This window comes from Agreia sp. Leaf283 (assembly GCF_001422485.1).
Lineage (GTDB): Bacteria > Actinomycetota > Actinomycetes > Actinomycetales > Microbacteriaceae > Agreia.
Map to the genome: position 1 here is coordinate 49,362 of NZ_LMNF01000001.1, position 26,800 is coordinate 76,161.

At 68.3% G+C, this 26,800-nt stretch carries 28 protein-coding genes; 10 read left to right on the top strand and 18 right to left on the bottom strand.

Annotation, left to right across the window (positions count from 1 at the left end):
• Window positions 1–24: 24 nt before the first annotated feature.
• The 3 genes from ASF51_RS00210 to ASF51_RS00220 are packed head-to-tail and all read right to left on the bottom strand — an operon-like array spanning window position 25 to window position 1,846.
• Complete coding sequence (locus ASF51_RS00210; protein WP_055923563.1) at window positions 25–231, bottom strand: hypothetical protein; 207 nt, start codon at window positions 229–231, stop codon at window positions 25–27.
• Between the two features lie 9 nt (window positions 232–240).
• The gene (locus tag ASF51_RS00215; RefSeq protein ID WP_055923567.1) at window positions 241–1,008 is read right to left on the bottom strand and encodes a PH domain-containing protein; all 768 of its coding nucleotides are present in this window, start codon (window positions 1,006–1,008) and stop codon (window positions 241–243) included.
• 7 nt (window positions 1,009–1,015) lie between these two features.
• On the bottom strand, window positions 1,016–1,846 hold the full coding sequence (locus ASF51_RS00220; protein ID WP_055923570.1) for a biotin--[acetyl-CoA-carboxylase] ligase: 831 nt from the start codon (window positions 1,844–1,846) through the stop codon (window positions 1,016–1,018).
• A 161-nt stretch (window positions 1,847–2,007) separates the two neighbouring features.
• Here ASF51_RS00220 and ASF51_RS00225 point away from each other — a divergent pair, with 161 nt between their 5' ends.
• A complete protein-coding gene (locus ASF51_RS00225; protein WP_055923573.1) occupies window positions 2,008–3,579 on the top strand; it encodes an acyl-CoA carboxylase subunit beta in 1,572 nt (523 codons plus the stop codon).
• A gap of 93 nt (window positions 3,580–3,672) precedes the next feature.
• On the opposite strand, the gene ASF51_RS00230 is transcribed toward ASF51_RS00225, so the two are convergent.
• Both ASF51_RS00230 and ASF51_RS18880 read right to left on the bottom strand, forming a co-directional pair.
• Window positions 3,673–4,488 carry an SDR family oxidoreductase gene (locus tag ASF51_RS00230; protein ID WP_055923575.1) on the bottom strand — a complete coding sequence of 272 codons (816 nt, stop codon included), beginning with the start codon at window positions 4,486–4,488 and terminating at the stop codon, window positions 3,673–3,675.
• 74 nt (window positions 4,489–4,562) lie between these two features.
• A complete protein-coding gene (locus ASF51_RS18880) occupies window positions 4,563–4,733 on the bottom strand; it encodes a hypothetical protein (protein ID WP_157411942.1) in 171 nt (56 codons plus the stop codon).
• On the opposite strand from ASF51_RS18880, the gene ASF51_RS00235 reads away from it, so the two are divergent.
• The 3 genes from ASF51_RS00235 (at window position 4,732) to ASF51_RS00245 (ending at window position 6,086) form a co-directional block, all read left to right on the top strand.
• Window positions 4,732–5,127, top strand: a complete 396-nt coding sequence (locus tag ASF51_RS00235; RefSeq protein WP_055923577.1) for a hypothetical protein — start codon at window positions 4,732–4,734, stop codon at window positions 5,125–5,127. The genes ASF51_RS18880 and ASF51_RS00235 overlap by 2 nt on opposite strands.
• Window positions 5,124–5,729, top strand: a complete 606-nt coding sequence (locus ASF51_RS00240; RefSeq protein WP_055923580.1) for a hypothetical protein — start codon at window positions 5,124–5,126, stop codon at window positions 5,727–5,729. Before ASF51_RS00235 ends, ASF51_RS00240 begins: the two co-directional genes overlap by 4 nt.
• Window positions 5,730–5,843: 114 nt before the next feature.
• Entirely contained in the window at window positions 5,844–6,086 is a 243-nt protein-coding gene (locus tag ASF51_RS00245) for an acyl-CoA carboxylase subunit epsilon (RefSeq protein WP_055923583.1), read from the top strand.
• 270 nt (window positions 6,087–6,356) lie between these two features.
• Here ASF51_RS00245 and ASF51_RS00250 read toward each other — a convergent pair whose 3' ends face one another.
• The 4 genes from ASF51_RS00250 to ASF51_RS00265 all read right to left on the bottom strand — a co-directional run bounded on the left by ASF51_RS00250 (window position 6,357) and on the right by ASF51_RS00265 (window position 10,746).
• Window positions 6,357–7,376, bottom strand: a complete 1,020-nt coding sequence (locus ASF51_RS00250) for a hypothetical protein (RefSeq protein ID WP_055923586.1) — start codon at window positions 7,374–7,376, stop codon at window positions 6,357–6,359.
• Window positions 7,373–8,695, bottom strand: coding sequence for a sensor histidine kinase (locus ASF51_RS00255; RefSeq protein ID WP_157411943.1), 1,323 nt, complete (start codon window positions 8,693–8,695; stop codon window positions 7,373–7,375). The genes ASF51_RS00250 and ASF51_RS00255 overlap by 4 nt, the downstream gene beginning before the upstream one ends.
• A gap of 4 nt (window positions 8,696–8,699) precedes the next feature.
• Window positions 8,700–9,398 (bottom strand): response regulator transcription factor, encoded by a 699-nt coding sequence (locus ASF51_RS00260; RefSeq protein ID WP_055923592.1) that lies wholly within the window; start codon window positions 9,396–9,398, stop codon window positions 8,700–8,702.
• Between the two features lie 61 nt (window positions 9,399–9,459).
• Entirely contained in the window at window positions 9,460–10,746 is a 1,287-nt protein-coding gene (locus ASF51_RS00265) for a class I SAM-dependent RNA methyltransferase (RefSeq protein ID WP_055923595.1), read from the bottom strand.
• 36 nt (window positions 10,747–10,782) lie between these two features.
• Here ASF51_RS00265 and ASF51_RS00270 point away from each other — a divergent pair, with 36 nt between their 5' ends.
• The gene (locus ASF51_RS00270; RefSeq protein ID WP_082479638.1) at window positions 10,783–11,418 is read left to right on the top strand and encodes a nucleoside triphosphate pyrophosphatase; all 636 of its coding nucleotides are present in this window, start codon (window positions 10,783–10,785) and stop codon (window positions 11,416–11,418) included.
• 156 nt (window positions 11,419–11,574) lie between these two features.
• Window positions 11,575–13,347: a biotin carboxylase N-terminal domain-containing protein gene (locus ASF51_RS00275; RefSeq protein ID WP_055923601.1), complete on the top strand. Its 1,773-nt coding sequence runs from the start codon at window positions 11,575–11,577 to the stop codon at window positions 13,345–13,347.
• Between the two features lie 93 nt (window positions 13,348–13,440).
• Here ASF51_RS00275 and ASF51_RS00280 read toward each other — a convergent pair whose 3' ends face one another.
• A complete protein-coding gene (locus tag ASF51_RS00280) occupies window positions 13,441–14,877 on the bottom strand; it encodes an NAD(P)H-quinone dehydrogenase (protein ID WP_055927621.1) in 1,437 nt (478 codons plus the stop codon).
• Between the two features lie 97 nt (window positions 14,878–14,974).
• Here ASF51_RS00280 and ASF51_RS00285 point away from each other — a divergent pair, with 97 nt between their 5' ends.
• Together ASF51_RS00285 and ASF51_RS00290 are read left to right on the top strand one after the other, a co-directional pair.
• On the top strand, window positions 14,975–15,808 hold the full coding sequence (locus ASF51_RS00285) for a purine-nucleoside phosphorylase (RefSeq protein WP_055923604.1): 834 nt from the start codon (window positions 14,975–14,977) through the stop codon (window positions 15,806–15,808).
• Entirely contained in the window at window positions 15,805–17,505 is a 1,701-nt protein-coding gene (locus tag ASF51_RS00290) for a phospho-sugar mutase (RefSeq protein ID WP_055923607.1), read from the top strand. Before ASF51_RS00285 ends, ASF51_RS00290 begins: the two co-directional genes overlap by 4 nt.
• A 58-nt stretch (window positions 17,506–17,563) precedes the next feature.
• On the opposite strand, the gene ASF51_RS00295 is transcribed toward ASF51_RS00290, so the two are convergent.
• Window positions 17,564–18,130 (bottom strand): TetR/AcrR family transcriptional regulator, encoded by a 567-nt coding sequence (locus ASF51_RS00295; RefSeq protein WP_055923609.1) that lies wholly within the window; start codon window positions 18,128–18,130, stop codon window positions 17,564–17,566.
• 71 nt (window positions 18,131–18,201) lie between these two features.
• On the opposite strand from ASF51_RS00295, the gene ASF51_RS00300 reads away from it, so the two are divergent.
• Window positions 18,202–18,777 carry a dihydrofolate reductase family protein gene (locus ASF51_RS00300; RefSeq protein ID WP_055923612.1) on the top strand — a complete coding sequence of 192 codons (576 nt, stop codon included), beginning with the start codon at window positions 18,202–18,204 and terminating at the stop codon, window positions 18,775–18,777.
• Between the two features lie 75 nt (window positions 18,778–18,852).
• Here ASF51_RS00300 and ASF51_RS19680 read toward each other — a convergent pair whose 3' ends face one another.
• The 6 genes from ASF51_RS19680 to ASF51_RS00335 all read right to left on the bottom strand — a co-directional run bounded on the left by ASF51_RS19680 (window position 18,853) and on the right by ASF51_RS00335 (window position 24,773).
• Window positions 18,853–20,511, bottom strand: coding sequence for an HNH endonuclease signature motif containing protein (locus ASF51_RS19680; RefSeq protein WP_082479421.1), 1,659 nt, complete (start codon window positions 20,509–20,511; stop codon window positions 18,853–18,855).
• 437 nt (window positions 20,512–20,948) lie between these two features.
• Window positions 20,949–21,221, bottom strand: a complete 273-nt coding sequence (locus ASF51_RS00315) for a PTS sugar transporter subunit IIB (protein WP_055923621.1) — start codon at window positions 21,219–21,221, stop codon at window positions 20,949–20,951.
• Window positions 21,222–21,243: 22 nt separating this feature from the next.
• The gene (locus tag ASF51_RS00320) at window positions 21,244–21,699 is read right to left on the bottom strand and encodes a PTS sugar transporter subunit IIA (RefSeq protein WP_055923624.1); all 456 of its coding nucleotides are present in this window, start codon (window positions 21,697–21,699) and stop codon (window positions 21,244–21,246) included.
• Between the two features lie 2 nt (window positions 21,700–21,701).
• Window positions 21,702–22,823, bottom strand: coding sequence for an adenosine deaminase (locus tag ASF51_RS00325; protein WP_055923626.1), 1,122 nt, complete (start codon window positions 22,821–22,823; stop codon window positions 21,702–21,704).
• A gap of 10 nt (window positions 22,824–22,833) precedes the next feature.
• On the bottom strand, window positions 22,834–23,595 hold the full coding sequence (locus tag ASF51_RS00330) for an IclR family transcriptional regulator (RefSeq protein ID WP_157411944.1): 762 nt from the start codon (window positions 23,593–23,595) through the stop codon (window positions 22,834–22,836).
• A 2-nt stretch (window positions 23,596–23,597) separates the two neighbouring features.
• Window positions 23,598–24,773 (bottom strand): adenosylhomocysteinase, encoded by a 1,176-nt coding sequence (locus ASF51_RS00335; protein ID WP_200926067.1) that lies wholly within the window; start codon window positions 24,771–24,773, stop codon window positions 23,598–23,600.
• Between the two features lie 70 nt (window positions 24,774–24,843).
• On the opposite strand from ASF51_RS00335, the gene ASF51_RS00340 reads away from it, so the two are divergent.
• On the top strand, window positions 24,844–25,791 hold the full coding sequence (locus tag ASF51_RS00340) for a nucleoside hydrolase (RefSeq protein ID WP_055923629.1): 948 nt from the start codon (window positions 24,844–24,846) through the stop codon (window positions 25,789–25,791).
• 2 nt (window positions 25,792–25,793) lie between these two features.
• Here ASF51_RS00340 and ASF51_RS00345 read toward each other — a convergent pair whose 3' ends face one another.
• A complete protein-coding gene (locus ASF51_RS00345) occupies window positions 25,794–26,732 on the bottom strand; it encodes a nucleoside hydrolase (protein ID WP_055923631.1) in 939 nt (312 codons plus the stop codon).
• Between the last annotated feature and the right edge of the window lie 68 nt (window positions 26,733–26,800).

Genomic DNA, 26,800 nt, shown 5'->3' on the forward strand with positions numbered 1-26,800 from the left:
CGGGCGGGTCAGTGAACGGGCGGGTTAGTTCGGGCGCCCCAGGATGTCGTCGGAGTGCTGCGCCACCCAGAGCTCGGCGAGGTGCAGGTCTGCCGCCTGATGGATCTCGACCCCGTCGACCGCCTCGATGATGAACGGGCCCTCACCGTGGCCCGAGGCCTCCCGGATATTCGCCACGTGCTCGTTGCCGACCCAGACCTGTTCGAGCTTCTCGCCCTTGAATTCCAGCATGTCCCGAGGCTACTCCGATCGGGGCTGCGACTGCTCGTCCCACCAGGGATTGTCCTGATCCGGTCGGTGGAACCGCACCGCGTGGGAGGGAACGTGCTGCGACTCGAGCAGGTCGCCGATCACCTCCGACACCAGATCGGCACGGGGAACATCGCGGAGGACGGCGAACTCCCCCGGTCCGGTGCCGATGCGCACATCGCCGGAGCGGAACATGGCCTGCAGCAGCGACTTGCGAACCGTGATGTCGCCGGCGCGCACCAGCATCAGCTCGCTCCGGGTGTTCACGAGCAGGCCGCGGCGCAGAATGATGCGCCTCGTGGTGATCACGTAGCGGGTGCTCAGCCACCGCACCGTGGGAACGAGGAAGAAGAGCACCGCCAGCAGCGCGCCCGCCGCGAGGACGGCCCAGTTCTGCCACTCGACGGGAAACCAGCTCGAGAAGTACCCCGTCGCCCCCGCGACGGCGATCAGGAGGATCGTGGGAAAGAACAGGCGTCGACCGTGCGCTCGGAACTTCGCGACCACCCGCTCGGGCTCGGCAGCCTCGTCGGCCGCACCCGCGGCATCCGGTGCGCCCTTGGCCCGAGACCCCGCCCGATGCGGGGGCCGGATGCGTTCGGTCGCGACCGTCTCGCCGTACGCCGACGGCGCAGGGGCCGACGGCGCGGGGGCCGGGGGCAGCGGCCCGGAACCGTCGGCCGCGATGAGCTCGGTGGGCGCGTCGGAGCCGTGAATGAGCGCGCCGAAGCTCGGACGCGGCTGCTTCGAGGCGGGCATGGGCCTATTAAACCTTCAGGTGGGTGATATCCCCTGCGGCCACGACGACTCTCCAGCCATCCGAGTCCCGATCGATACCGATGCGGCCCAGCTCGTCGATCTCTCGCGCGATGCCCGACACCACCTCGCCGTCGGGCAGCTCGGCCAGCACGGGCGAACCGAGCGTGCTGCAGAGCGCCGTGACCTGGGCGTGCAGCCCGCTCCGCAGCGCGTCTCCCTCGAAGCGCACGAAGTCGCGGTAGAGGCGGGAGAGGTTGATCAGGTAGCCCGCGAGCGCCGCGTCGAGCGATGCGTGACTCACTCCGGCGATGAGAAGGGAGGTGGCCGTCGGAACCGGCAGTTCGTTCTCGTCGAGAGAGATGTTGAGGCCGGCGCCGACAATGACTCCGGTCTCGGGGATGAGCTCGCTGAGGATTCCGCTGACCTTCGCGCCGTCGATGAGAACGTCGTTGGGCCACTTGAGCGACGCGACGGGGTGGTGGTGCACGCGGGTCGCGTGGCCCACCTCTCCCTCAATGAGGGAGCGTACGACCTTGGTCATCGCGGCACCGGCCATGAGCGGCAACCAGCCCAGGCTGTCGGGCGGCAGAGTCGACCCTTCGTCGATCGGCTGTCGCAGCAGAACCGAGACGGCGAGGCACTTGCCGGCAGGCGCGGTCCACGTCCGCCCGAGGCGCCCACGTCCCTGCGTCTGGGTGTCGGTCGCGACCACCGACAGATCGGGCCAGCCCGAGGCATCCGGGCCCGTCGCGTGCTCGCGCAACGTGTCATTCGTGGACCCCGTGCGGGGAAGCCACTCGAGGCGCTCGGCGACAGCGGAACTGAGGGGCAGTTTCATAGGCATCACCCTAGGCGCAGCGTCGCGGCGATCCGGCAGGACGCACGGGCGAGAACCAATGGATGCGCGGCAATTTTGTAGCAATCAACCAACGGTTGGCGGCGATGGCTGGCCGGTAGAGTGAACCGGTGAGCGAAGACGTAACTGCACAGGCGCCGGACATGTACACCACGGCGGGCAAGCTGGTCGACCTGAAGAACAGGTACCACGAGGCCGTGACCGCGAGCGGTGAGGCCGCGATCGCGAAGCAGCACGCCAGGGGCAAGAAGACCGCGCGCGAGCGCATAGAAGAACTGCTCGATGCGGGTTCGTTCGTCGAGATCGACGAGTTCGTGCGCCACCGCACCGTGGCATTCGGCATGGAGAAGTCCCGCCCCTACGGCGACGCGGTCGTCACCGGCACGGGCACCATCCACGGGCGCCAGGTCGCCGTCTATTCGCAGGACTTCACGATCTTCGGCGGCTCGCTCGGCGAGGTCGCGGGCGAGAAGATCATCAAGGTCATGGACCTCGCCCTGAAGACCGGCGTGCCGATCATCGGCATGCTCGACTCGGGTGGAGCCCGCATCCAGGAGGGCGTCGTCGCCCTCGGCAAGTACGGTGAGATCTTCCGCCGCAACACCCAGGCCTCCGGTGTGATTCCGCAGATCTCGATCATCATGGGCCCGGCAGCCGGCGGCGCCGTGTACTCCCCCGCCCTCACCGACTTCGTCATCATGGTCGACAAGACCAGCCAGATGTTCGTGACCGGCCCCGACGTGATCAAGACGGTCACCGGCGAAGACGTGGGAATGGAGGAGCTCGGCGGTGCGCTCACCCACAACACCGTGTCGGGCGTCTCGCACTACCTGGCGAGCGACGAGGAGGACGCGCTCGACTTCGCACGCGGCCTCATCAGCTACCTGCCCGACAACAACCTCTCCGACCCGCCCGTCTACGACAGCGAGGTCGACCTCGAGATCACCGACGCCGACCGTCGGCTCAACACGCTCATCCCCGACTCGCCCAACCAGCCCTACGACGTGCACACCGTGATCGAGCACATCGTCGACAACGGCGAGTTCCTCGAGACCCAGCCCCTGTATGCACCCAACATCGTCGTGGGCTTCGCCCGGGTCGAGGGCCGTTCCGTGGGAATCGTGGCGAACCAGCCCAACGCGATGGCCGGAACGCTGAACATCGAGGCCGGCGAGAAGGCCGCGCGCTTCGTGCGCTTCTGCGATGCGTTCTCCATCCCGATCCTCACCCTCGTCGATGTTCCCGGGTACCTTCCCGGAACCGACCAGGAGTGGACGGGCGTCATCCGCCGCGGCGCCAAGCTGCTCTACGCCTACGCCGAGGCCACCGTTCCCCTCATCACCGTCATCACGCGCAAGGCGTACGGCGGCGCCTACATCGTGATGGGCTCCAAACAGCTCGGAGCGGACATCAACCTCGCGTGGCCGACGGCCGAGATCGCCGTCATGGGCGGACAGGGCGCGGTCAACATCCTGTACCGCGGCGAGATCAAGCGGGCCGAGGAGGCCGGCGAAGACGTCGCAGCCGTGCGCACGAGACTTGCCAACGAGTACACCTACAACGTGGCGTCGCCGTTCCTGGCGGCCGAGCGCGGCGAACTCGACGGCGTGATCGAACCTGCGGCCACGCGCGTCGCCGTGGTGAAGGCGCTTCGGGCGCTCCGCACCAAGCGGGCGAGCCTGCCCACGAAGAAGCACGGCAACATCCCGCTGTAGCCGGCTCGTTCCCTGAGCTTGTCGAAGGGCCCGTTCCCTGAGAAAGGGCCCTTCGACAAGCTCAGGGAACGACAAGCTCAGGGAACGATGTCGCTACTCCGTGGCGGCGCCCCGCCAGTCGTCCGTCGTGATGTGCGACCCGCCCTGCGGACCCATCTGCAGCATCCCGCCGTCGACGGCCCATGACGCACCGGTGACATAGCTCGACGCGGGTGATGCGAGGAAGCCGATGACGGCGGCGATCTCACCCGCGATTCCCGAACGCCCCAGCGGGATGCCGGGCCGGTGGGTCTGGAACGCGTCCTCGTCGGTCATGTCGTTCATCGGCGTGGCGATCTCGCCCGGTGCCACCGCGTTGACCGTGATGTTGTGCTGTCCGAGCTCGAGCGCGGCCGTCTTCAGCAGGCCACCGAACCCGTGCTTCGCGGCGTCGTAGGCGCTGGAGCCGACACGAGGCTGGTGCTCGTGCACGCTGGTGACTCCGATGATGCGCCCGCCGGTTCCCTGCTCGACCATCGTCCTCGCGGCGGTCTGGATGCAGAGGAACGCGCCGTCGAGGTCGGCGGCGATCGTGTGCCGCCAGGTCTCCAGGTCCATCTCGAGGAACGGTGCGACATCCATGACCCCGGCGTTGTTGACGAAGACGTCGATGCCTCCCAGCTTCTCGATGAGCGAGGAGATCGTTCCGGGCACGGAGTCGAGGTCGCCGGTGTCGAGCTGGGCGATGTGCGCGTCGCGTCCGAGCTCGCGCACCATGGCGGCCGTCTCCTCGGCGCCGTCCGAATCCGAATGGAAGGTGATGCCGACATCCATGCCCGCCTCCGCGAGCGCCAGGGCCGTGGCCCTGCCGATTCCCGAGTTCGATCCGGTGACGATGGCGCGGCGGGGCGAGAAGTTCGAAGTACTCATGTATTCGACGCTACGGCGACCCGTCGTCAGCACGGGAGGGCTTGACGCGATCTGCCTGCTCGCCGAGCGCGCCCTCAGCGGGCGAGCGCGCCGTCGCCGCCGGCGCGCTCGCCCGCTGAGGGCGCGTTCGACGGTACGCCGCTCCCCGGGAGCCTCTCCTCCCCCGCGTGAGGAAGACGTTGCTCGTGCACACCGCAGCCGCCGAGCACATGAATCGTCGCGTCAGCGCGCCAGTCTGCTGCCATGCAACCAAGCAATCCAGAGGACCGACTCCTCTTCGTCCGCGACCGCGCTCTCCTCATCGGAGACGATTCGGCGCTGCGCAGAAAGGCCGCGCGCGGCGAGCTGAGGCGCGTTCATCACGGCGTCTACGCGACCGAGCAGGACTGGAGCCGCTGGAACTCGGAGGAGCGCTATCGAGCTCGTGTCTTCGGCATCGGCCAGAGTCGACGGTCCGACGTGGTTCTCCAGGGCTACTCGGCAGCAGCGCTCTGGCGCCTGCCGATCATCGGCGCCTGGCCTGCCGAGGTTCACCTGCTCACCGAGAAGGCGGCAGGCGGCAGGTCTCATGCTCGAATTCGACGTCACGCCGTCGGATTCGAACATGCCGGCATAACGACGAAGACGGCCTCCACGTGACCGGGGCCGCTAGAACGGTCATCGACCTGGCCGCTGTGGCACCGTTCATGACCGCTGTGGCAGCCGCAGACTTCGCGCTGCACACCGAGCTGACCACTCGCGGCGAGCTCGCCACGCTGCTGCACACACTGGGCCGATTCCGGGGGTCGGCCCGGGCGGTTCGGGTCGTCGACTTCTCGACGCCCCTGGCGGAGTCCGTCGCGGAGTCGGCGAGTCGAGTCACGATGGCCCGCTGCAGATTCCCTGAGCCGGAACTGCAGAAGGAGTTCTGGGGACCGAATGGCGAGCACGCCTTCGTCGACCACTGGTTTCGCGGAGTCAGAACGATCGGAGAGGTCGACGGCCGATCCAAGTTCGAAGATCCCCGCTTCCTTCGGGGCCGAAGCCCCGAGCAGGCCCTGTGGGATGAGAAGCAGCGCGAGGACTGGCTACGGCTGCAGAGCGACGGATTCGGTCGATGGGACTGGTCGATCGCGGTCTCGCCGCGGCGTCTGACACAGCGACTTCTCGAGATGGGAGTGCCGCAGCTGCCGCCGAACCACCCCGAAGCCTTCCGCATCCGCCCCTTGGAGGACGAGAAAGGAGGCCGAGCGCGCCGCTAGCGGGCGAGCGAGCCTTCGCCGCCGGCGCGTTCGCCCGCTAGAGGCGCGCTCGGTGCCCGGTGCCCGGCAGCATCGCCCTCCCCCCGCTCGGGGTCCTCCTGTAGCCTCGAGGGCGTGACTGCATCGACACCCCGCCACGCCGCCGATCCCGAGCCGATCGACTTCACCATCACCACGCCGAACCTCGAGGCCGAGGAGATCGCCGCCGTGACGGCCGTGCTTCAGGCGGCGCTGGCGAACGCGGGCGACACGTCGCCCGCGGCGACCGCAGCGCCGGCGAGCGGCTGGCAGAAGTCGCGCCGCGACCTGCGCACGCCCATCCACCCCGGGCCCGGAGAATGGCGTCGCGCAGGGTAGCGACGCGTGTCCTCATTTATGCCGACTGGTGCCCCGTGGGCCCGCCGCGTCATGATGGCTCTGCTAGGTGTTCTCCCTCGGGATGAACATCGCCAGTTCATCGCCATCTAGGGTAAGCGGGCATGAACTGGGGGCGAGTCAGGGCACTATTCGGGTTAGTGCTCTGACTCGGATTCGTAGCTGTGGGGCCGATGGAGTACCGTCGGCCCCACTTCTGCGTCTGCCGCGTGAACCTGCGCGACCTGGGTGGCGCGCGCAACCGTCAGGCCGTCAGGGTCGACGGATCTCGTGCCACAGGGTGACTTCGTCTCCGCCGTCGTCGTCTCCGAGCGCCGCCGCCGTTCCGTCATCGCCCGTGTCCTTCAGCCCGACGACGGAGACCGCGGTGCCCGACCCCTCGGTTCCCGTGCGGATGATCAGCCGATCGGCCTCGATGCCGTCGACCACGTCGACGAGTTCGGCGAGCGTCGTGAGCCTGTCGGTCTCCGACAGCGCGTCGAGGCCCCCGTCGTCGAGCATCGTCACGTGCACTCCCCGGCGTCGGGCGGCCATCACCTCGGCGCGCACCTCATCGGTGAGCAGCAGCCTGCCTCGGATCTCGTCGCGGATGGCGGCCTCGAGATGAAGGCACTCCCGCCGCTCCTGCTCGCTCAGCTCACCGCCCGAGGCGACGATCCGGCGCAGCATCGGGGCGGCGAGCTTGTCCATCTGCTCGAGACGACGCCTGCGCTCGAAGAGGAGCGCCTCCTGGTTGGCCTGCCACTCGGCCGCCTTGATGCCTGCGCGCGCATACTGGGCCGCATCCTGGTCGGCCCGCACGAGCGCGACCGAGAGGGCGTGCGCGATGGCGACCCAGAGCGCGCCGCCGATGACACCGGTGGTGGTCAGGGCCAGAGGAGTGGTCCAGGCCGCGACCGAGAGCACGGTGACGCCGACGCCGATCCACGCGAAGACCGGCTGCCCGCGCACGACCGTGATGACGAGCAGGGTGAAGATGGCGGCCACGAACCAGGTTGCGTAGCCGTTCGCCGCATTCGGGTCGAGCTGCGAGAGCACCAGCATGGTGATCACGAAGCCGACGGCCACGTTGAGGGCGGCGTTCCAGCCGGGCATCGGAGCCACCGTCGGCGCCCACAGGCTGATGACGGTGACCGACGCGTAGAGGATCATGGCGACGATGACCGGCCCGGGCTCGCGCGGTACGGAGAGGGAGGAGAGCGCGAGCACGAGGTGATACGTGGAGAACAGGGCCGCGAGCCCGATGAGGAGGAACCGAGGTGAGGAGATCATGTGCCCTCCGCACGCAGGTCGAACGAGCGGCGCACATGCTCCGCCGTGGTCTCACGGTTCGGGTCGGGCCACACGATCACGATCGACGCGCCGCCGCCGGGAACCGAGTGCACCTGAACCGCGCCGCCGACCGTGGCGACCCGCTCGCGGATGCTCACCCGGAGCCCCAGCCTCTCCTGGGGCACGGCGGCCGGATCGAAACCCACGCCCGTGTCAGAGACCTGCACGGTGAACCCCTCTCCCTGCAGCGGATGCAGTGAGACCGTGCGCTCGATCGACACCGGTACGGACGCGGCCTCGGCGCCGTCTGCGTGCTGCAGGCTGTTCACCATCGCCTGCACGGCCGCCGAGAAGACCGCCTCCGCGACATCGCTCGGTACCGACTGCCCCGTAATGGACTGCTGGGCGTAGTCGAAGCCCGGCGAGAGAACGTTCGCCGCATTCGCGAGGCGCTCCGCCAGCTCGCCCAAGGGCACCTCGAAGCCGGGGTCGCCCGCTTCGCCCGACGAGTGGAGCGCCCGCAGCGCGTCTCGCGCCATCCCGACGACCAGGTCCCGCTCCATGGCGCTCGAACTCTTGGCTGCCGACAGCAGGGTCGTGAGCACTCGGTCGTGCACCAGGGCGTCGACATGCAGGCGCTCCGCCTCCATCGCATCCTGCTTGACGGCGACCGAGTAGCGCAGCATCGCGGCCTGCTGCGCCCTGTCGACTCGATCGGCGGCCCTGCGCAGTGTCGTGACCAGAACGAGATTGACAGTGCCGAGGATGAAGACGTACAGCGCGTCGAGGGCGGCGAGACCCGCGCCCGCCTCGCCTCCGGAGGGGAGGGAGCGCAGGACCGCGTAGATGAGGGAGACCGCCACGATGTAGCAGCCTGCGAGCCACATGTTGAACGACACCACGGCGCACGCCATGGAGACCACCATGATGTACCAGAGCCAGGGCTCTGAAGGAGCCACCTCGTTCGGCTGAAGCACCGCCGCCGGCCAGAGTACGAGAGACAGCACGAACACGCCGGCCGCCACTCCGCCGGCGACGGCCACTCCCCGACCGATGATGCTGGTCACGACCACCCCGAGGATGCCGGCGAAGACGACGACGGGAAGAGCCACGGCCCAGGCGGGCCCGACGTAGCTCTGCGCGGCGATGACCGCGGGCAGGGATTGCAGCGCGAACACGAACCCGAAGATGCCCGTGACCCGGCTCGCCACCGTCTCGATGCGCGATCTCGAGATGGAGCCGCGCATGCGGTTCAGAACGCCCGGCGGTCCGAATGATGTTCTGGGGCGGGTCTGACCCGGCCCTACCGATGCGGACACGTCGTCACCTGCCGTCGGGGGTCTCGCCGAGAGCCAGGATGCCGTCTTCGACGGCTCGCTTCAGAAGGTCGACCTTCGTCGGCGCCGGACGGCCGACCTGAACGTACTTCGCACGCACCCGGTCGAGATACTCGCGGGCCGTCGGGGTCGCGATGCCCAGCTGCACGGCGACGAGCTTGAGCGGCAGTCCTGCGGCATAGAGGTGGAGAACGTCGCGCTCCCTCGCGGTGAGCCGTGCCCGCGAGAACTCGGCGTCTGCATCGATCGCACTCGCCCATTCGAGGTTGTTCAGCACACCGCCGCCGGCGACCGTGGCGATCGCGGCTATCACGGTGCTCGTCGCCGCGGACTTCGGGATGACCCCTGCCGCGCCCGCCGCCAGAGCCTCGCGCACACTCGCTGTGCGGTCGGCGATGCTGTGCACCAGCACCGACGCTCCAGTCTTGAGCGCGGCCTCGACGTTGTGGGTGATGCTCAGCCCGTCGCCGATACTGAGGTCGAGAACCACGACATCGGACGGCCTGCTGCCCAACGCTCGAATGAGGTCCGGAACGGTGAGCCCGACCGCGACGACCTCGTATCCGGCCTCGAGGCACGCCGCCTTCAGACCCAGAAGCACCGACTCATGGTCGTCGACGATCGCGACGCGCACGGGCGCGGCGGCGGATCGATCTGCCGGAGCTGCGGGATCTGGGGGAAACATGGCGACCTTCCCTGCGGGTGGTTCTGATCGTAACGGAAAGGGGCCTGACGGCCTCGGAGCGTCAGTCCTTCGTGAGCACCGCCACCGACTCGACGTGGTGGGTGTGGGGGAAAAGATCGAAGGCGCGCAGCGAGCGCAGGTGGTAGCCGCCGCGCTCGAACTGGCCGGCGTCGCGGGCGAAAGCGACGGGGTCGCACGCCACATAGACGACCTGGGCGACGTCGAGGGCCATCAGGGAGTTGACGACCTGCTTGCCGGCCCCGGCGCGGGGCGGATCGAGAATGACCGTGGCCCGCGACAGTCGCTCCCGCTCGGCCGCCTGCGCTGTCTTCTCGAGCTGGCGCAGGTACCTGTCGACCCGGTTCGTCTCGGCGTTGGCGCCGATCCACTCGCTGAGGTTCTCGGAGGCGTAGTCGGTGGCCAACTCGTTGCCCTCGACGCTCGTGATGCGCAGGCCCGCGCCGACCTTCTCCCCCAGCGCCGCCGCGAGAAGCCCGACGCCGCCGTAGAGGTCGAGGTTGAACGCGCTCGCGTCGAGACGCTCGTCGAGCACCTCGCTGCGGATCGCGCGCGACAGCGTCGAGGCGGCACCGCGGTGCACCTGCCAGAACCCCTGCTCGTCGAGGCGGAACTCGCGACCGTCGACGATCTCGGTGATGCTGCGGCCGCGTCGTGCGGCCGTGCGAGAACCGCGAGACTTCTCGGGCGTCTCGCTCGAGGTGACGAAGCGGGGCGTGCCCTGCGAGGGCGCAACGAGGTCGATCCAGCCGTCGGCGGGAAAGTCCGACCCGTCGATTCGATCGCCGAGCGGGGCCTCGCTCTCGAGGGCGGGCGTCGCCAGCGGCAGGTCGTCGACGGAGATGACCCGATGCGAGCGCGCGGCGAAGGGTCCGACGCGACCATCGGCATCCACGTGCAGTCGCACGCGCGTTCGCCAGCCGAGCCCGCCCCGCTCCTCGTCGCCGTCGACCGCCTCGACCTCGACGTCGCGCTCGAGACCCGCGAAGCGCTTGAGCGAGTCGACGATGACCTGGCGCTTCAGCTCGCGCTGCCAGGCGAGGTCGATGTGCCCGAATTCGGCACCGCCGGCCCTGTCGTCGGGATCGCGGTCGATCGACGCGGCCTGCCAGACGTGCGGCACCCGGTGCGGCGACGCCTCGAGCACGCGCACCGTCTCCGCGCGCCAGAACGAGGCGTGCTCGTCGTCGGTGATGCGGGCCCGCACGCGCTCGCCGGGAAGAGAGTCCGTGACGAACACCACGCGGCCGTCGAGTCGTGCGACCGAGATTCCTCCGTGGGCTACGTTGGTAATCTCCAGCTCGACCTGTGTTCCCTGCGCGTCAGCCATGCTTCGAGCATCCCACACGAAAGGGCGGTGCTCCTCGTGCGCCTCTACCTCGCATCCACGTCACCGGCACGCCTCGCTCTTCTCAGGCAGGTCGGAATCGAGCCGGTCGTCGTGCCGTCGAACGTCGACGAGGAGGCCGCCGTGCGCCTCGCGACCGACTCCAACGGCGAATTGGATGCCTCGGCGATGGTCACACTGCTGGCCCGGCTGAAGGCCGAGGCGATTCTCGGGCAGCGGCCGGATGGCGAGGAGATCGACGGTGTGATTCTCGGGGGCGATTCGGCCTTCGAACTCGGCGGCGTCATCTACGGCAAGCCGCACGAGCCGCAGATCGCGCGCGAGCGGTGGCTCGAGCAGCGCGGCAAGACGGGAACCCTGCACTCGGGGCACTGGATCATCGAGGTGAAGAACGGCGAGGCCGCCCGGGCCCTCGGGGCGACGGCGCACGCCTCCGTGGAGTTCGCCTCGGACATCAGCGAATCCGAGATCGACGCCTACGTCGCCAGCGGAGAGCCTCTCCAGGTCGCGGGCGCGTTCACGGTCGACGGACTCGCCGCGCCGTTCATCCGCTCGGTCACCGGCGCGCCCTCGACCGTGATCGGCATGTCGTTGCCGACGCTGCGCACCATGCTCGCCGAGCTCGACATCGACTGGATGTCGCTGCGGGCGTAGGCGATCCGTTCCCTGAGCTTGTCGAAGGGCACGCTCGGCACGGTTCCCTTCGACAGGCTCAGGGAACGGGAATGGAGGTTCCCACAGGGACTCGGCCGCTTTTTTGTTCGCGCCTGCCAAAGGAGCACGCCCTCGGCCCAATAGGCTGGGTGGATTATGCCGCGCATCACCAAGGTACTCATAGCCAACAGAGGCGAGATCGCAGTCCGGGTCATCCGGGCCGCTAAGGACTCCGGAATCGGGTCGGTCGCCATCTACGCAGATCAAGACCGAGACGCCCTTCACGCGCAGCTCGCCGACGAGGCGTATGCGCTCGAGGGCACGACCAGTGCCGAGACCTACCTCGTCATTCCCAAGATCCTCTCGATCGCTCGCAGGAGCGGCGCCGACGCCGTTCACCCGGGGTACGGATTCCTCGCCGAGAACGCCGAGTTCGCGCAGGCCGTCATCGATGCCGGGCTCACCTGGATCGGCCCGTCACCGGCCGCCATCGAGAAGCTCGGAGACAAGGTCTCCGCCCGCCACGTGGCGGAGAAGGTCGGCGCCCCGCTCGCCCCCGGCACCATCGACCCGGTGAACGGGGCCGACGAGGTTCTCGCCTTTGTCGCCGAGCACGGCCTCCCCGTGGCCATCAAGGCGGCCTTCGGCGGCGGCGGACGCGGACTCAAGATCGCGTACACGGAAGATGAGATCGTCGAACAGTTCGAGTCGGCCACCCGAGAGGCGATCACCGCTTTCGGCCGGGGCGAGTGCTTCGTCGAGAAGTACCTCGACAAGCCGCGCCACGTCGAGACCCAGTGCCTCGCAGACGCGCACGGCAACGTCGTCGTGGTCTCCACCCGCGACTGCTCGCTGCAGCGCCGCCACCAGAAGCTCGTCGAGGAGGCCCCGGCCCCGTTCCTGACCGACGCCCAGAACGCCGAGCTGTATCGCGCATCCAAAGCCATTCTCAAGGAGGTCGGCTACGTCGGCGCCGGCACCTGCGAGTTCCTCGTCGCGGCCGACGGAACGGTGTCGTTCCTCGAGGTCAACACCCGCCTGCAGGTCGAGCACCCCGTGTCTGAAGAGGTCACCGGCATCGACTTGGTGCGGGAGCAGTTCCGCCTGGCCGAGGGCGGCGTGCTCGACTACGACGACCCGATTCCCCACGGTCACTCCTTCGAGTTCCGCATCAACGGCGAAGACGCCGGGCGGGGATTCCTTCCAAGCCCCGGCCCGATCCACACGTTCAACGCCCCGGGCGGACCGGGCGTGCGCATCGACACGGGAATCCGGGCGGGCGACGTGATCTCGGGCTCGTTCGACTCTCTGCTCGCGAAGCTCATCGTCACCGGCAGCTCACGCGAAGACGCGCTCGAGCGCTCGCGCCGCGCCCTCGACGAGTTCGAGGTGCTCGGACTGCCCACGGTCCTGCCGTTCCATCGGTCCATCGTGCGCGACCCCGCATTCGCTCCGGCCGACGGCCAGCCCTTCAGCATCTTCACGCGCTGGATCGAGACCGAGTACGTCAACGACATCGAGCCCTGGTCGGGCGAGATCGAAGAGACCGCCCCCGCCGCCGAGCGCACCACAGTGGTGCTCGAGGTCGACGGCAAGCGCGTCTCCGTCGCCCTGCCCGCGCACTTCGGCGGCGGCTCGTCGCCCGGCCGTTCCGCGACCTCCGGCTCCGCTCCGAAACGCCGCGGCGCCGCATCCGGTTTCTCGACGGCCACGGGCGACTCGGTCAAGGCACCCATGCAGGCCACCATCGTGAAGATCGCCGTCGCCGAGGGCGACACCGTCGTCAAGGGCGACCTCGTGCTGGTGCTCGAGGCCATGAAGATGGAGCAGCCCATCACCGCCCACAAAGACGGAACCATCGGCGCGATCTCCGCGGCCGTCGGCGCCACCGTGTCGTCGGGCACGGTTCTGCTCGCGATCACCGACTAGGCGCTCCCGTTCCCTAAGCTTGTCGTTCCCTGAGCTTGTCGAAGGGCCGCCGCTATCGGGGCCCTTCGACAGGCTCAGGGAACGGAACCCCCGCTAGAGAACGATGTGCATCGCGCGGGCCGCATCCGAGATGCTGCCCGACAGCGACGGGTACACGCTGAACGCGCGGGAGACCGCGTCGACCGTGAGCCGGTGCTCCACGGCCAGGGCGATCGGAAAGATGAGCTCCGAAGCGTTGGGGGCCACGACGACTCCGCCGATGACGGTTCCCGAACCCGTGCGGGCGAAGAGCTTCACGAAGCCCTCCTTGATGCCCATCATCTTGGCGCGAGGATTCTCCGACAGGGGCAGCTTGTAGATGTCGCCCTGGGCGATGCCCTCTTCGATCTGGCGCTGGGTCCAGCCGACCGTGGCGATCTGCGGCTGAGTGAAGATGTTCGACGACACGTTGCGCAGCTCGGTCGGGTTGACCGCATCGCCCATGGCGTGGAACACGGCCGTGCGGCCCTGCATCGAGGCGACGGATGCGAGGGGCAGGAAGGTCGTGCAGTCGCCGGCCGCGTAGATCGACGGCATCGACGTGCGGGCGACCCTGTTGACACGGATGTGCCCGGACTCGGTGAGCTGCACTCCGGCCTCGGCCAGCCCGATGCCCTCGGTGTTGGGAATGGATCCGACGGCCATGAGGCAGTGGCTGCCCTCGACCGTTCGGCCGTCTGCGAGGGTGGCGACGACGCCTTTGTCGGTGCGCACGACCGAGTCGGCGCGCGACTTCGAGAGAACCGTCATGCCGTTGCGCTTGAAGACGTTCTCGATGACGGCCGCGGCGTCGGCGTCTTCACCCGGCAGAACCTGGTCGCGACTCGAGATGAGCGTGACCTTGGAGCCGAGCGCCGTGTAGGCGGAGGCGAACTCCGCGCCGGTGACGCCCGATCCGACGACGATGAGATGTTCGGGGACGGTCTTGAGGGTGTAGAGCTGGGTCCAGGTGAAGATGCGCTCGCCGTCGGGCACGGCGGATGCGAGGATGCGGGGGCTCGCTCCGACCGAGACGACGATGGTGTCGGCCTCGATCTCGTCGAAGTCGGTGCCCTCCTCGCCCTTCGAGGTCGACACGATCACCGAGTTGGCGCCCTCGAGGCGTCCCTCGCCGGTGACGATGCGCACGCCCGAGCGGATGAGGCTGGACTTCATGTCTTCGGACTGCTGGCGGGCGAGGCCGAGCAGACGCTTGTTCACGGCGGCCAGGTTGACCGCGATCTCGGGGCGGACCGGCTTGCCGGTGCCGCCGCGGGTGAAGAACTGCACGCCGAGGTCAGCCGCTTCGCCGATGGCATTGGTGGCCTCGGCCGTGGCGATGAGGGTCTTCGACGGAACGACATCGGTGAGCACGGCCGAGCCGCCCACTCCGACACGCTCGATGAGGGTGACATCGGCACCCAGCTGGGCCCCCGCGATGGCGGCGTCGTACCCGCCCGGTCCGCCGCCGAGGACGGCGATTCTCTGCTTGCGCTCGAACTCATAGACCATGACGGCCATTCTCCCGTGTCGCGCACGTGACCGCCAAACCCGCGCCCCGCGCATCCGCCGCCTGCCGGTGAACACCGCGTTAATCTAAGGTGGTTCAATGCTCACCACCACACCCAATCCCCTCGATTCCGCCGACGCCGATCCGTTCGAGATCGCCCGCGAGGCGGCCGCCCAGATCGCCGAGAAGACGGGCGTCGCCGGCCATGACATCGCCCTCACGCTGGGCAGCGGATGGGGCAGGGCCGCAGACCTGCTCGGCGAGACGGTCGCCACGGTGGATGCGACGGAGATCGTCGGGTTCTCGGCCTCGGCCGTTCCCGGGCACGGCGGCACACTCCGCTCGATCCGGCTGCCCAACGGAAAGCATGCGCTGGTCATCGGTGCGCGTACCCACTACTACGAGAACCACGGCGTGCGCAGGGTCGTGCACAGTGTGCGCACCGCCGCCGCCACGGGCGCTGCGACCATGATCCTCACGAACGGGGCCGGGGGCATCCGCGAGACCTGGACGCCGGGAACCCCCGTCCTCATCAGCGACCACATCAACCTCACGGCCGACTCGCCCCTCGAAGGCGCCACATTCATCGACCTCACCGATCTGTACTCCTCTCGGCTGCGCGACATCGCCCGCACGGTCGACGCCGACCTCGACGAGGGTGTCTACGTGCAGTTCCGCGGGCCGCACTACGAGACCCCGGCCGAGGTTCAGATGGCGAAGGCGATCGGCGGCCACATCGTGGGCATGTCGACGGCACTCGAGGCCATCGCCGCCCGGCAGGCCGGCATGGAGATCCTCGGCATGTCGTTGATCACCAACCTCGCCGCCGGCATCCAGAAGACGCCGCTGAGCCACGAAGAGGTCATCGAGGCCGGAAAGAACGCCGAAGGCAGGATCGGCTCGCTCCTCGCCCGCATCGTGGGCGAGCTGTGACCGAGGTCGAGCTGCTCGATGCGGCTCGCGAGTGGCTCGCCCAGGATCCCGATGACGAGACGCGTGCCGAGCTGTCAGCGCTGATCGACTCCGCCGAGTCGCAGGATACAGGGGCCCTCGCCGAGCTTCACGATCGTTTCGATGCGCGTCTCGCGTTCGGCACGGCCGGGCTTCGTGGCGAGATCGCCGCCGGGCCGAATCGCATGAACCGGGTGCTGGTGTCGCAGGCCGCAGCCGGCTTGGCCGCGTTCTTGATCGTGCGGGCAGCCGATGGCGAGCAGCCCAGCATCGTGATCGGATACGACGGGCGCAAGAACTCCGCCGTCTTCGCAACCGACACGGCCGAGATCATGGCGGGCGCGGGCATCCGGGCCATCCTGCTGCCCCGCCTGCTGCCGACACCTCTCGTGGCGTTCGCCGTGCGGCACCTCGATGCGAGCGCAGGGGTCATGGTGACCGCGTCGCACAATCCGCCGAACGACAACGGCTACAAGGTCTACCTGGGTGGCGCAGACGAGGGATCACAGATCGTCGCTCCGGTGGATGCGGAGATCGCGGCGCAGATCCTGCGCGTAGCCTCCGAGGCGCATGTGCTCGAGTTGCCTCGCTCCGATCGCTACGAGATCGCCCCCGAGTCCGTCGTCGAGGCCTACGTCGCTCAGACCGCGTCTCTGGCGTCCCGCCCGACCGCGCAACCGAAGGTCGTCTACACGGCGATGCACGGCGTGGGATGGCAGACGTTCCGGTCTGTGCTGCGGGCCGCGGGCTTCGACGAGCCCACGGTGGTACGCCAGCAGATAGAGCCCGATTCCGCATTTCCCACGGTCTCCTTCCCCAATCCCGAGGAACCGGGCGCGCTCGACCTGGCGTTCCAGACGGCGCGCGAGGTCGATGCAGATCTCGTGATCGCGAACGACCCCGATGCCGATCGTCTCGCCATCGCCATCCGCGATTCGTCGCAGCCGGCCGAGTTCCGCGCCCTCACCGGCAACGAGGTCGGCGCGCTCCTCGGTTGGCGCGCCGCAGAGCTTCTGGATGCCTCGGCGCACGACGAACAGTCTGCCTCGGGCACACTCGCCTGCTCGATCGTGTCGTCTCCGGCCTTGCGCGCTGTCGCCGCCGACTACGGCCTGGAGTTCACCGAGACCCTCACCGGTTTCAAGTGGGTGTCGCGGGCGCCCGGACTCGTCTTCGGGTTCGAGGAGGCGCTCGGATATCTGGTGAATCCCTCGACCGTTCGCGATAAGGACGGCATCTCCGCAGCCGTGGCCCTGCTCGATCTGGCCAGCGGGCTCGCTGCGCGAGGCTTGACGCTCGACGACCAGCTCGACGCGTTCAGCATGCGCTTCGGTCAGTTCGCTTCGGGGCAGGTGTCGGTGCGCGTCACGGACCTGTCGCAGATCACCCGGGTCATGGCGAGGCTGCGGGCCGAGCCGCCCGCCGAGATCGGCGGCATCCGGGTGTCATCGATCGACGACCTTCTGGGCGACGGCGGCGCACTTCCGTCGTCGGATGTGCTGCGTATCCACCTCGACGACGGATCGCGGGTGATGGTTCGCCCCAGCGGCACGGAGCCCAAGCTGAAGGTCTACCTCGACACGCAGTCGAGCGACGGGTCCCTCGAGGAGCGCCGGGCCGCTGCAACTGCGGCCCTCTCCCGACTGGAGGAGGGCGTGCGGGGGCTGATCGCGGACTGATCGTTGTGCCCAGCAGATTGTGAGGGCACGCACTTGTGACGCGCGGGGCACAGTGGGATCACCGAAGAATGCGGTCGACCAACTCGTCTATGGTGGCGTCGACAGATAGTCCGCTGTCGATAGGTGCCGTGAGATTGTCGAGCATCAGTCCGTCGATGGCGTAGTGGAACAGCGCGATCTCGGTTCGTCCCCCGGGCAGGCCGGACTCATTGTTGAAGACGACATCGTCCTCGAATGCTCGCTGCCTCCACGCCCCGAGAGCCTTGGCGACGGCCGGACGCCGGGCGGCTTCCAGCCGCAGTTCGAAGAGAGCGAGCGGCACGTGCGGGTCAGTACTGAGTCGCCGCACGACATCGCGCAGATAGTCGGCGAAGAGGTCACGATCCGGAGTCCGAGCGGCACGTGACGAGATGCGCGTCGGATCAGGCATGAGTCGCTCTCCTATGCGGTCGACCAATGCGGAGATGAGATCGTCGCGGGACGGGAAGTAGTTCGATGCGGTGCCACGCGGAGTGCCGGCTACAGCGTCGACGGCACGGTGCGTGAGACCGCGAGCCCCCTGCTCGGCCAGCACGCGAATTCCGGCGTCGGCGAGAGCGGAGCGTCGTTCTGTATTGCGAGCCATATCGATGATGCTAGCCAAACCACGACTCCCGTAGTACTTTAACCACGACAGTTGTCGTGATTGGAGACCCCGTGCGAAAACTCATCTACTACGTGGCCGTCAGCATCGACGGATACATTGCCGACCGGGCCGGCGGGTTCGATGCATTCCTCGTCGAAGGCGATCACGCGTCAGTCGTGTTCGGCGAGTATGCGGATGCGCTGCCCGCGCACGTGCACGCTGCTCTGACAATCGTGCCGCCGAAGACTCGATTCGACACGGTCATCATGGGGTGGAACACCCTGATACCGGCGCTCGATGCTGGAATCACCAGCCCCTACCCTCATCTGCGTCAGGTCGTCGCAAGCCGTCACCCACGCGACGTCGATCCGGCGATCGTCCTGACCGACGATCCCCTCGGCACTGTGCGCGAGCTGAAACGGGAAGAGGGCCTGGATATCTGGCTGTGCGGTGGCGGCCAGCTCGCAGGCGCCCTTATGCCGGAGATCGACCACATCGTCCTGAAACGCAATCCCATCGTCTTCGGCTCCGGCATCCCCTTGTTCGGCGATGCCACCACCGAGCCCCGCTCGTACGCCTTGGCCAGAACCCGCTCATTCGAGTCGGGTGTCGTGGTCGAGGAGTACGCTTCACGCGGCAGGGCGTGAGTTCTCGCGACATCGCCCGCCGCACGAGTTCTGCCTCGCGTGTGTCCTGTGCGACGAAGGTGCACGATCGGGATATCACCATGGCCTGCCTGTTCGTTGGTGTCCGGCGGGCCGGGGTGTTCGATTCGGGTCTTGCCGGCTCGGTGGTCTGACATGCGGCTTGCCGTGGACCATCACCAATTGCCACGCCGAGGTGTGGATAGTCGAGTGGTGGAACGGACACAACAAAGCCAGGTTGTCGATGTCGGTCCTTCCGGGCGGATAGTCCTCACTGACCCACGGGGTCACATGGTGGGCCTGGCATCGTGAGGGTGGCGCGGTGCAGCCGGGAATGACGCACCCGCCGTCGCGGGCGGCGAGTGCTCGCCGTTGCGTTCGGGTGGCCAGACGTTTCGTCTTGCCGTGATGAAGAACCTCGCCATGGTCACCGAAGACGGTGGTGATCGTGTCGCCATGGCAGCGAAGCTGGTCGACGGTGCTGATGGGGATGGGCTCGGTGCTGCCGTCGATCCACGCGGCCCCGCGCCCGGATTCGAGGTCGTCGAGGGTGACGTGAACGTTCACGGTCGGCGCCGCACCGTTCAGCAGCGACACGGTCGGCGATGTGGCGGCCAGCTCGAGGAGGGTCATGACCGCGTCGAGGAGCTTCTGCTCGGCCGTGCGAGCGTCGACGATGGCGTGCTCGTCTGTGGTGTCACCTCGTCGCGCGGTTTCGTGCAGCGAAGCGTCGTTGATCGCCCGCGGACCGCCGACCTTATCCCCGGCGAGGCGGGGAGCGGCAKGGTCGGGACCGGCAGGGTCGGGACCGGCAGGGTCGGGACCGGCAGGGTCGGGASCGGCAGGGTCGGGACCGGTCGCGCCTGGGTCTGCCGTGTTCGGTGCGTCGGACGCGCGCGGGCTGAGGATCGAGTCGACCGCTGCGAGGAACACACCCAGTTGCAGCGGTGGGAGCGCGTACCTGCCGCGGGCCATGCCGTCTGCTCCAATTTTGGGGTAGCTGAACCCCCGCAAAGACTGCTTCACGGCATCTCGGGGTTCGGCACCGTCGGGGTCGAGGTGTTCCCGGATCCGGATCGCGAGCCGGCCGATCTCCTCGACGGTGTACCGCCTCGGCGCCCGCAAGAACGCGTCCCCATCGCCTGCGCCGCCGCCCTCATCGACGCCCGCATCGGCGTCGGTATCGAGGTCGGATGCTGCGTCGGTATCGGGGTCGGATGCGGCGGCGGGGTCGGCGACGGTGGCGATCGCGGCGGCGATCAGGTGTCGTTCGGCCTGGTCGGTGGCATCCGACCAGCCGGTGCGGTTCACCACCTCGGACAAGGTGCGACAGATCACCGCGGCCGTATCGACACCGACACGGCCGGCGAAGAACGCATCCTCCACGACCGGGAAGAAACTCGGGTTCGGGGTTCCCGACAACGACACCGACGACCGCAGCCGCTGGCCCAGACTGATGCGGGTCGACGCGGTGCGCTCCGAGATGTTCGTGGTCGCGGCGAGGAGCTTTCGCGCTGACGGGAACCCGTGACGGTAGGCGAGCCCTGCGGTGTCGAGTTCGCGGCGGGACTCGTTCGCTATCTCGGCAGCGACCCAGGTGCGGGCCGCATCGCCGGCTCGACCGATGGCCTCCCAGGCGTGGGCCGCCTCGAGTAGGGCCTCACCGGGATCGGCGCCCGACCCGGCACCGGTGTTCACGGCTGCGCGGTTCTCGTCGAGGAGCTCACGAAGACGCATGGCGATATCGCCGAGGGATGCGTCGTNTCACCGGGATCGGCGCCCGACCCGGCACCGGTGTTCACGGCTGCGCGGTTCTCGTCGAGGAGCTCACGAAGACGCATGGCGATATCGCCGAGGGATGCGTCGAGGAGGTCCATACGAGAAGTCAAACAGTAGCCACCGACATTGGGTCGGCAGAGGCATTCGATGCTTGATCAGGGGATATGGGTGTGGATAACTTGGCCAGAACGGGGGCTGTGGAGGAGAGGATGAGGGCGCCTTGAGTGGCCCTTCGACAGGCTCAGGGAACGGGCGGCCCTTCGACAAGCTCAGGGAACGACAGGCTCAGGGAACGGGTGGCTCTAAGCGCGGGTGGTCTCGATACGCGCTGCTCGTTCCTCGCGAGCGCTACTCGACCGGCGCGCAGGGCACAGCGCCCCCAGGCGCCCACGCGATCAGCCGAGCGCGATCTCCAGCTTGCGGGTGAGCTCGTCGAGGTCGAAGTAGTTCTCGATGACGACCACGTCGGCATACGTCTTGCCGATGAATTTGACGAGCTCGGGAGAAGCCAGGATGACCTGCGCGTCTTCGGCGGCCACGGCGAGCCCGGCGATGTCTGTGGCCTCGATCTGAGCGTCGATCCCGAGTCGGGCGAGGGCCCGTTCGGCGTTCACCTTCAGAATGGCCGAAGTGCCGATGCCTGCGCCGCAGAAGGCGATGATCTTCATGGGATCAATCTTAGCGTGGCCACTAGGACTCGGATTGAGTTCGAGTCAGCACCGCGCGCACCGCATCGGGAGTCGTCGCCCGCGCGACGGCCCGAGTCGCGGTGGGATCGTTGAACGCGTTGGCGAGCTCCGCCAGAACGGTGACGTGGCCCTCGGTGCTCGTGACCGCGAGCGCCAGCACGACCTCGACGGGGTCGTTGTGCGGATGCCCGAACGCGACGGGCTCGTCGAGCGTCACGACCGCGAGCCCGTCGTGCAGAACGTCGGGCCCGGGCCGCGCGTGCGCGAGCGCCAGACCGGGCGCGATCACGATGTACGCGCCGAACTCCTCGACGACCTGCACCATGCGCTCGGTGTAGGCATCCGTCACCACGCCGCCGGCAACGAGGGCATCGCCGGCGAGGCGTACAGCCTGCCGCCAATCCCCCGCACGCGCCCGCAGCTCGATGACGTCATCGGGCAGTTCATCGAGGCGCATGGCTAGGCGTTCTGGAAGCCCGCGATGATCGTGTCGGCGAGGTCTTGACGCTCGTCGAGCGGCAGGAACGAGGCGTTCGCAGCGTTGAGCTGGAACACCTCGAAGTCTTCGAGGTCGTAACCGAAGGCGTCGGACAGCAGCGAGAGCTCCCGGCTGAGCGAGGTGTTGCTCATCAGGCGGTTGTCGGTGTTGACGGTCACGGTGAAGCCCAGCTGGTAGAGCAGGTCGAACGGGTGGTCCTCCAGCTCGTCGCCCCACGCGGTGATGGCGCCGGTCTGCAGGTTCGACGATGGCGAGAGCTCGAGGGCGATCTCCCTGTCTTTGACCCACTGCGCGAGGCTGCCTATGGTGACGAAGGTGTTCTCGTCGTCGCTCGACTCGATGCGGATGTCTTCGGCCAGGCGCACGCCGTGGCCGAGCCGGAGTGCGCGGCCATCGAAGAGGGCGCCTCGGATGCTGTCGAGGCCGTCGGCCTCGCCCGCGTGCACGGTGACGGGGAAGTAGTTCTGCGCGAGGTAGTCGAACGCCGCGCGGTGGTTGCCTGCGGGGAACCCGAGCTCGGCTCCGGCGATGTCGAATCCGACGACGCCACGGTCGCGGTGACGAACGGCGAGCTCGGCGATCTCGAGACCCCGGTCGGCGTGACGCATCGCAGTGACCAGCTGGCCAACTCGAACCGACTTGCCGTCGTTGCGCGCGTCGTCGATGCCCTGCTCGATTCCCCGCTGCACGGCCTCGACGGTCTGGTCGAGGGTGAGGCCCTTCGACACGTGCTGCTCGGGAGCCCAGCGCACCTCGCCGTAGACGACACCGTCGGCAGCCAGGTCCTGGACGAACTCGCGGGCGACGCGGCTGAGGCCCTCTTCTGTCTGCATGACCCCGACCGTCACGTCGAACGTCGCGAGGTAGTCGACGAGCGATCCCGAGTCGGCCGAATCCTCGAACCATTCGCCGAGAGCAGCGGCGTCGGAGGCCGGCACCTCGAAGCCGATCGAGTCGGCGAGCTCGATGATCGTGGAGGGGCGGAGGCCGCCGTCGAGGTGGTCGTGGAGGGACACCTTGGGGAGAGCATTGATGCTCGTTCGGCCGTTGGCGAGCGTGTACTGCTCTCGTGAATCGTTCATGAGGATCAGCCTAGGGCGTCGATGCCGGGAACAGGCTGGCGGCGATCTGCGAAGCGGTGTCGCGGGCGAGTCGCACCACCTCGTCGACGCTGCTCACGCTCACCCTCGTCGCGACGTAGGGAACCGTCAGCGCAGCGACGGCACTGCCATCGGGCCTCAGCACGGGGAAGACGACGTCGATCACGCCGGCATGCAGCTCGTCACCGCGCTCGACGTGACCCGCCGCGCGAACGGCACCGAGATCGGCGTCTCGCGCATCCGGAACCGAGTCTCGAAAAGCCCTGAGCACCTCGCCGGTCGCGGACTCGACCAGCGGGAACAGCGCACCCACCCGCACGCGGAATCCGAAGTCGCCGGGACTCTCGACCTGGGCCACGACCCGGGAGAGACCCGCGTCTTCGACGCTGAGGCTGCACGACTGCTCGGTCGCGTCGGCGAGCGCCCGCATCGGGCCGGCGGATGCCTGCAGCAGGCCGCGCAGGGGATCGTGACGGTGGGCGAGATCGAACAGCCGCAACGACAGCACGTAGAGCCCCGACTGCGGGTCCCGGTGCACGTAGCCGCGGCGCTCGAGGGTGCTGAGCACCCGGAAGATCTGGCTGACGCTGCGCCCGACGCCTGCGGCGACCTGGGCCTGGCTGAGGCCTCCGCTCGTGGAGGCGAGGAGTTCGAGGATGTCGAGTCCTTTGTCGAGCGCGGGCGCCGCATAGTGCGGTTCGACGGGCGCAGGCGCAGGCGCAGGCACGGCAGGCACAGCAGCCTCGGCGGGCACGGCTACAGGCTCGCGCCCATGGCGGCGACCATCCGACGCGCGATCTCGCGCTCGAGGTCGTCGGGCACGGGCTGGGCGCCCGTGACCAGGGTGCTCGCGCCGGTCGCGACCCGCTCGAGCGACAGCACCTGCAGCAGGAAGCCGAGATCCATCGAGTCGAGGGAGTTGCCCTTCGGAGCGGTGCCCGCGAGGTTGAACATGCGCCCGCCGGCGATCAGAATCACGTGCCGGCCGTTCGGCAGGTCGATGCGCTCGATCGTGTCGTCGATCGCCCGGGTCGTGGTGGCCGCGGTGCGCAGCGACGCCGTGTCGATCTCCCATGGAAAGTGACCGCAGTTCGCGAGGATCGCGCCGTCTGACATGCGCTCGATCGCCGACATCGTGAGCACGTTCGCGCGGCCGGTCGCCGTGATGAACACCTCTCCCCACTCGGCCAGGCCGTCTGCCGTGTCGACCCGGAACCCGTCGAGGGCCGCCTCGAACGCCTTCAGCTCGTCGACCTCGGCAACGGCCACCTTGCCGCCGAGCGCGCGCAGGTACTGGGCGACTCCGCGGCCGCACCAGCCGTAGCCGACGACCACGAAGCGGCGGCCGGGAATCATGAGGTTCGTGATGCGCATGAAGCTCTCGACGACGGACTGGCCGACCGCGTGCTTGTTCTCGCCCAGCTGCTTCAGCAGGCTGTCATTGATCACGATGACCGGGAACGGAACCCGCCCGAGAAGCTCATCGCGCAACCTGTCGCCGCCGGATGTCGTCTCCTCCGTGCCGCCGATAAGCGAGGCTCCCGCGCCGCGGGCCACGATTCCCGCCGCCAGGTCGGCGCCGTTGTCGAGCAGGATGTCGGGGCTCGCGTCGAGCACGGCGGCCACGTTCGCGTGGTGCTGCTCGAGCGTGTCGTCGCGGCGACCGAAGAGGGTCATGCCCTGGTTGCGCAGGTAGACAACCACGTCGTCCTGCGTGGATCCGTGGTTTCCGGTGCCGACGATCTCGGCGCCGCCGGCCGCGAGGGTCTCGAGAAGAACGGCCGTCTTCGGCTCGATGTGCAGAGACATGCCGATGCGGTGCCCCTCGAAGGGCCTCGTCTCGGCGAACTGGCGGCGCACCGCCGCGAGCAGGCGCATGCGCGAGCTGATCCACTCGACTCGGGAGGCCGCGGATTCGATGAGGTCTGTCATAGCAGCCAGTGTTGCATATATGAATGTGACTTTCATATATGATTCAGATATTGACCCGAAGGAGTTGTGCATGCCGCGCAAGATCATTCTCGACTGCGACCCCGGTCACGACGACGCGATCGCCATTCTGCTCGCGCACGGCAACCCCGAGATCGACCTTCTCGCGGTGACGACGGTCGTCGGCAACCAGACCCTCGAGAAGGTCACCCGCAACGCTCTTGCCGTCGCAGAGATCGCCGGCATCGTCGGTGTGCCCTTCGCGGCCGGATGCCCGCGACCGCTCGTGCGCACCATCGAGGTGGCCGCCGACATCCACGGCGAATCCGGCATGGACGGGCCCGTGCTGCCCACCTCGAGCCGTGAACTCGACGGCCGCCACGCGGTCGACCTGATCATCGACACGATCATGGCGAGCGAGCCCGGCGAGGTCACGCTGGTGCCGACCGGCGGCCTCACCAACATCGCCCTCGCCGCGCGCAAGGAGCCGCGCATCGTGCCTCGCGTTCGCGAGGTCGTTCTTATGGGCGGCGGCTTCCACGTCGGAAACTGGTCGGCGACGGCGGAGTTCAACATCATCATCGACCCCGAGGCGGCGCACATCGTGTTCAACGAGTCATGGCCGCTGACCATGGTCGGCCTCGACCTCACGCACCAGGCACTGGCCACTCCCGAGGTCCGGGCGCGCATCGAGGCCATCGACACGACTCCCTCTCGCTTCGTGGGCGAGCTGCTCGACTTCTTCGCGACCACGTACCTCGAGGCGCAGGGCTTCGTCCATCCGCCGGTGCACGACCCGTGCGCGGTGGCGTACGTGATCGACCCGAGCGTCATGACCGTGCGCAAGACGCCGCTCGACGTGGAGCTCACGGGCACGCTGACGCTCGGCATGACCGTGGCCGACTTCCGCTCCCCCGCACCCGACGACTGCACCACCCAGGTGGCGGTCGACCTCGACACCGAGAAGTTCTGGGCCCTGATCGAAGACGCCCTGCGCCGCATCGGAGAGCCCACGCGCTGAGCTCACGGCAGGCGCGCGATGAGAGCCAGCAGGCGGTCGTAGAACGCGTCGGCGTCGACGTCGCGCAGATAGGTGATGTTGCGCGGCAGCTCCGTGATCTGCCACCAGTCGGCCGCGAGCATGCCCATGGTGAGCTCGCTCGAGATCTCCACCCGGGCGTTGATGAGGCGACCCGAGAAGAGCTCCGGATACAGGCAGTACACCGGAACGACAGGCCCGTGCAGGGGCGCCCCCTCCCAGCCGTACTTCTCGAGATCGAACGTCTCCGAGAACGTGAGCAGGCGCTCGATGACCTGGCCGCAGCGGTTTCCGAGGGCCGCGAAGCGGTCGAGCCTCTCGCGGGTGTTGCGCAGCTGATGCGTCACGTCGAGCGGAAGCATGGCGATGGGGATGCCCGACGAGAGCACGACATCGGCCGCGTGCGGGTCGACGTAGATGTTGAACTCCGCCGTGGGCGTGATGTTGCCGACCTCGAAGTAGGCGCCCGCCATCATGACGATCTGCTTGATCGCCGCGGCGATGTCGGGCGCCTCGATCAGGGCCACCGCGAGCGTCGTCATGTTGCACATCTGCAGGACCGTCACCGATTCGGGCGGCGCGGCCCGCAGCATCCGGATGATCGCCGCGACACCCGCTTCATCTTCGGCCTCGAGACGTGGCCGGGGCAGGTCGTAACCGTCCATGCCCGTGGCCCCGTGCACGTGCGCCGCCGTGACGAGCTCGCGCACGAGGGGGCGTGGCGCCCCGCGGTAGACCCGGATGCCCGTGCGCCCGGTGAGCTCGACCACCTGCAGGATGTTGCGCACCGTGTGGTCGAGCGTCGTGTTGCCCGCCCCCGCGACGATGCCGAGCACGTCGAACTCCTCGGGTGCCGCGAGGATCGCCATGAGGGCCGCGGCCTGCTCCTGGCCGGGATCGGTGATGATGATGGTCGGCCTCATGGGGTGGGTCCTTTCGGTGGGAGAGGTGGGGATGGGTGGGGTTCCCTGAGCCTGCCCCCTTCGACAGG

Coding starts and splice junctions, on each gene's coding strand:
- ASF51_RS00335 (WP_200926067.1), bottom strand. CDS start 24,773: ATGACAGACCTCATCGAATCCGCGGCCTCCCGAGTCGAGTGGATCAGC.
- ASF51_RS00265 (WP_055923595.1), bottom strand. CDS start 10,746: ATGGCTGACGCGCAGGGAACACAGGTCGAGCTGGAGATTACCAACGTA.
- ASF51_RS00280 (WP_055927621.1), bottom strand. CDS start 14,877: ATGGTCTATGAGTTCGAGCGCAAGCAGAGAATCGCCGTCCTCGGCGGC.
- ASF51_RS00340 (WP_055923629.1), top strand. CDS start 24,844: ATGCCGCGCAAGATCATTCTCGACTGCGACCCCGGTCACGACGACGCG.
- ASF51_RS00210 (WP_055923563.1), bottom strand. CDS start 231: ATGCTGGAATTCAAGGGCGAGAAGCTCGAACAGGTCTGGGTCGGCAAC.
- ASF51_RS00235 (WP_055923577.1), top strand. CDS start 4,732: ATGCAACCAAGCAATCCAGAGGACCGACTCCTCTTCGTCCGCGACCGC.
- ASF51_RS00230 (WP_055923575.1), bottom strand. CDS start 4,488: ATGAGTACTTCGAACTTCTCGCCCCGCCGCGCCATCGTCACCGGATCG.
- ASF51_RS00220 (WP_055923570.1), bottom strand. CDS start 1,846: ATGAAACTGCCCCTCAGTTCCGCTGTCGCCGAGCGCCTCGAGTGGCTT.
- ASF51_RS00215 (WP_055923567.1), bottom strand. CDS start 1,008: ATGCCCGCCTCGAAGCAGCCGCGTCCGAGCTTCGGCGCGCTCATTCAC.
- ASF51_RS00295 (WP_055923609.1), bottom strand. CDS start 18,130: ATGGCTCGCAATACAGAACGACGCTCCGCTCTCGCCGACGCCGGAATT.
- ASF51_RS00325 (WP_055923626.1), bottom strand. CDS start 22,823: ATGAACGATTCACGAGAGCAGTACACGCTCGCCAACGGCCGAACGAGC.
- ASF51_RS18880 (WP_157411942.1), bottom strand. CDS start 4,733: ATGGCAGCAGACTGGCGCGCTGACGCGACGATTCATGTGCTCGGCGGC.
- ASF51_RS00225 (WP_055923573.1), top strand. CDS start 2,008: ATGTACACCACGGCGGGCAAGCTGGTCGACCTGAAGAACAGGTACCAC.
- ASF51_RS00260 (WP_055923592.1), bottom strand. CDS start 9,398: ATGTTTCCCCCAGATCCCGCAGCTCCGGCAGATCGATCCGCCGCCGCG.
- ASF51_RS00315 (WP_055923621.1), bottom strand. CDS start 21,221: ATGAAGATCATCGCCTTCTGCGGCGCAGGCATCGGCACTTCGGCCATT.
- ASF51_RS00320 (WP_055923624.1), bottom strand. CDS start 21,699: ATGCGCCTCGATGAACTGCCCGATGACGTCATCGAGCTGCGGGCGCGT.
- ASF51_RS00285 (WP_055923604.1), top strand. CDS start 14,975: ATGCTCACCACCACACCCAATCCCCTCGATTCCGCCGACGCCGATCCG.
- ASF51_RS00345 (WP_055923631.1), bottom strand. CDS start 26,732: ATGAGGCCGACCATCATCATCACCGATCCCGGCCAGGAGCAGGCCGCG.
- ASF51_RS00250 (WP_055923586.1), bottom strand. CDS start 7,376: ATGATCTCCTCACCTCGGTTCCTCCTCATCGGGCTCGCGGCCCTGTTC.
- ASF51_RS00275 (WP_055923601.1), top strand. CDS start 11,575: ATGCCGCGCATCACCAAGGTACTCATAGCCAACAGAGGCGAGATCGCA.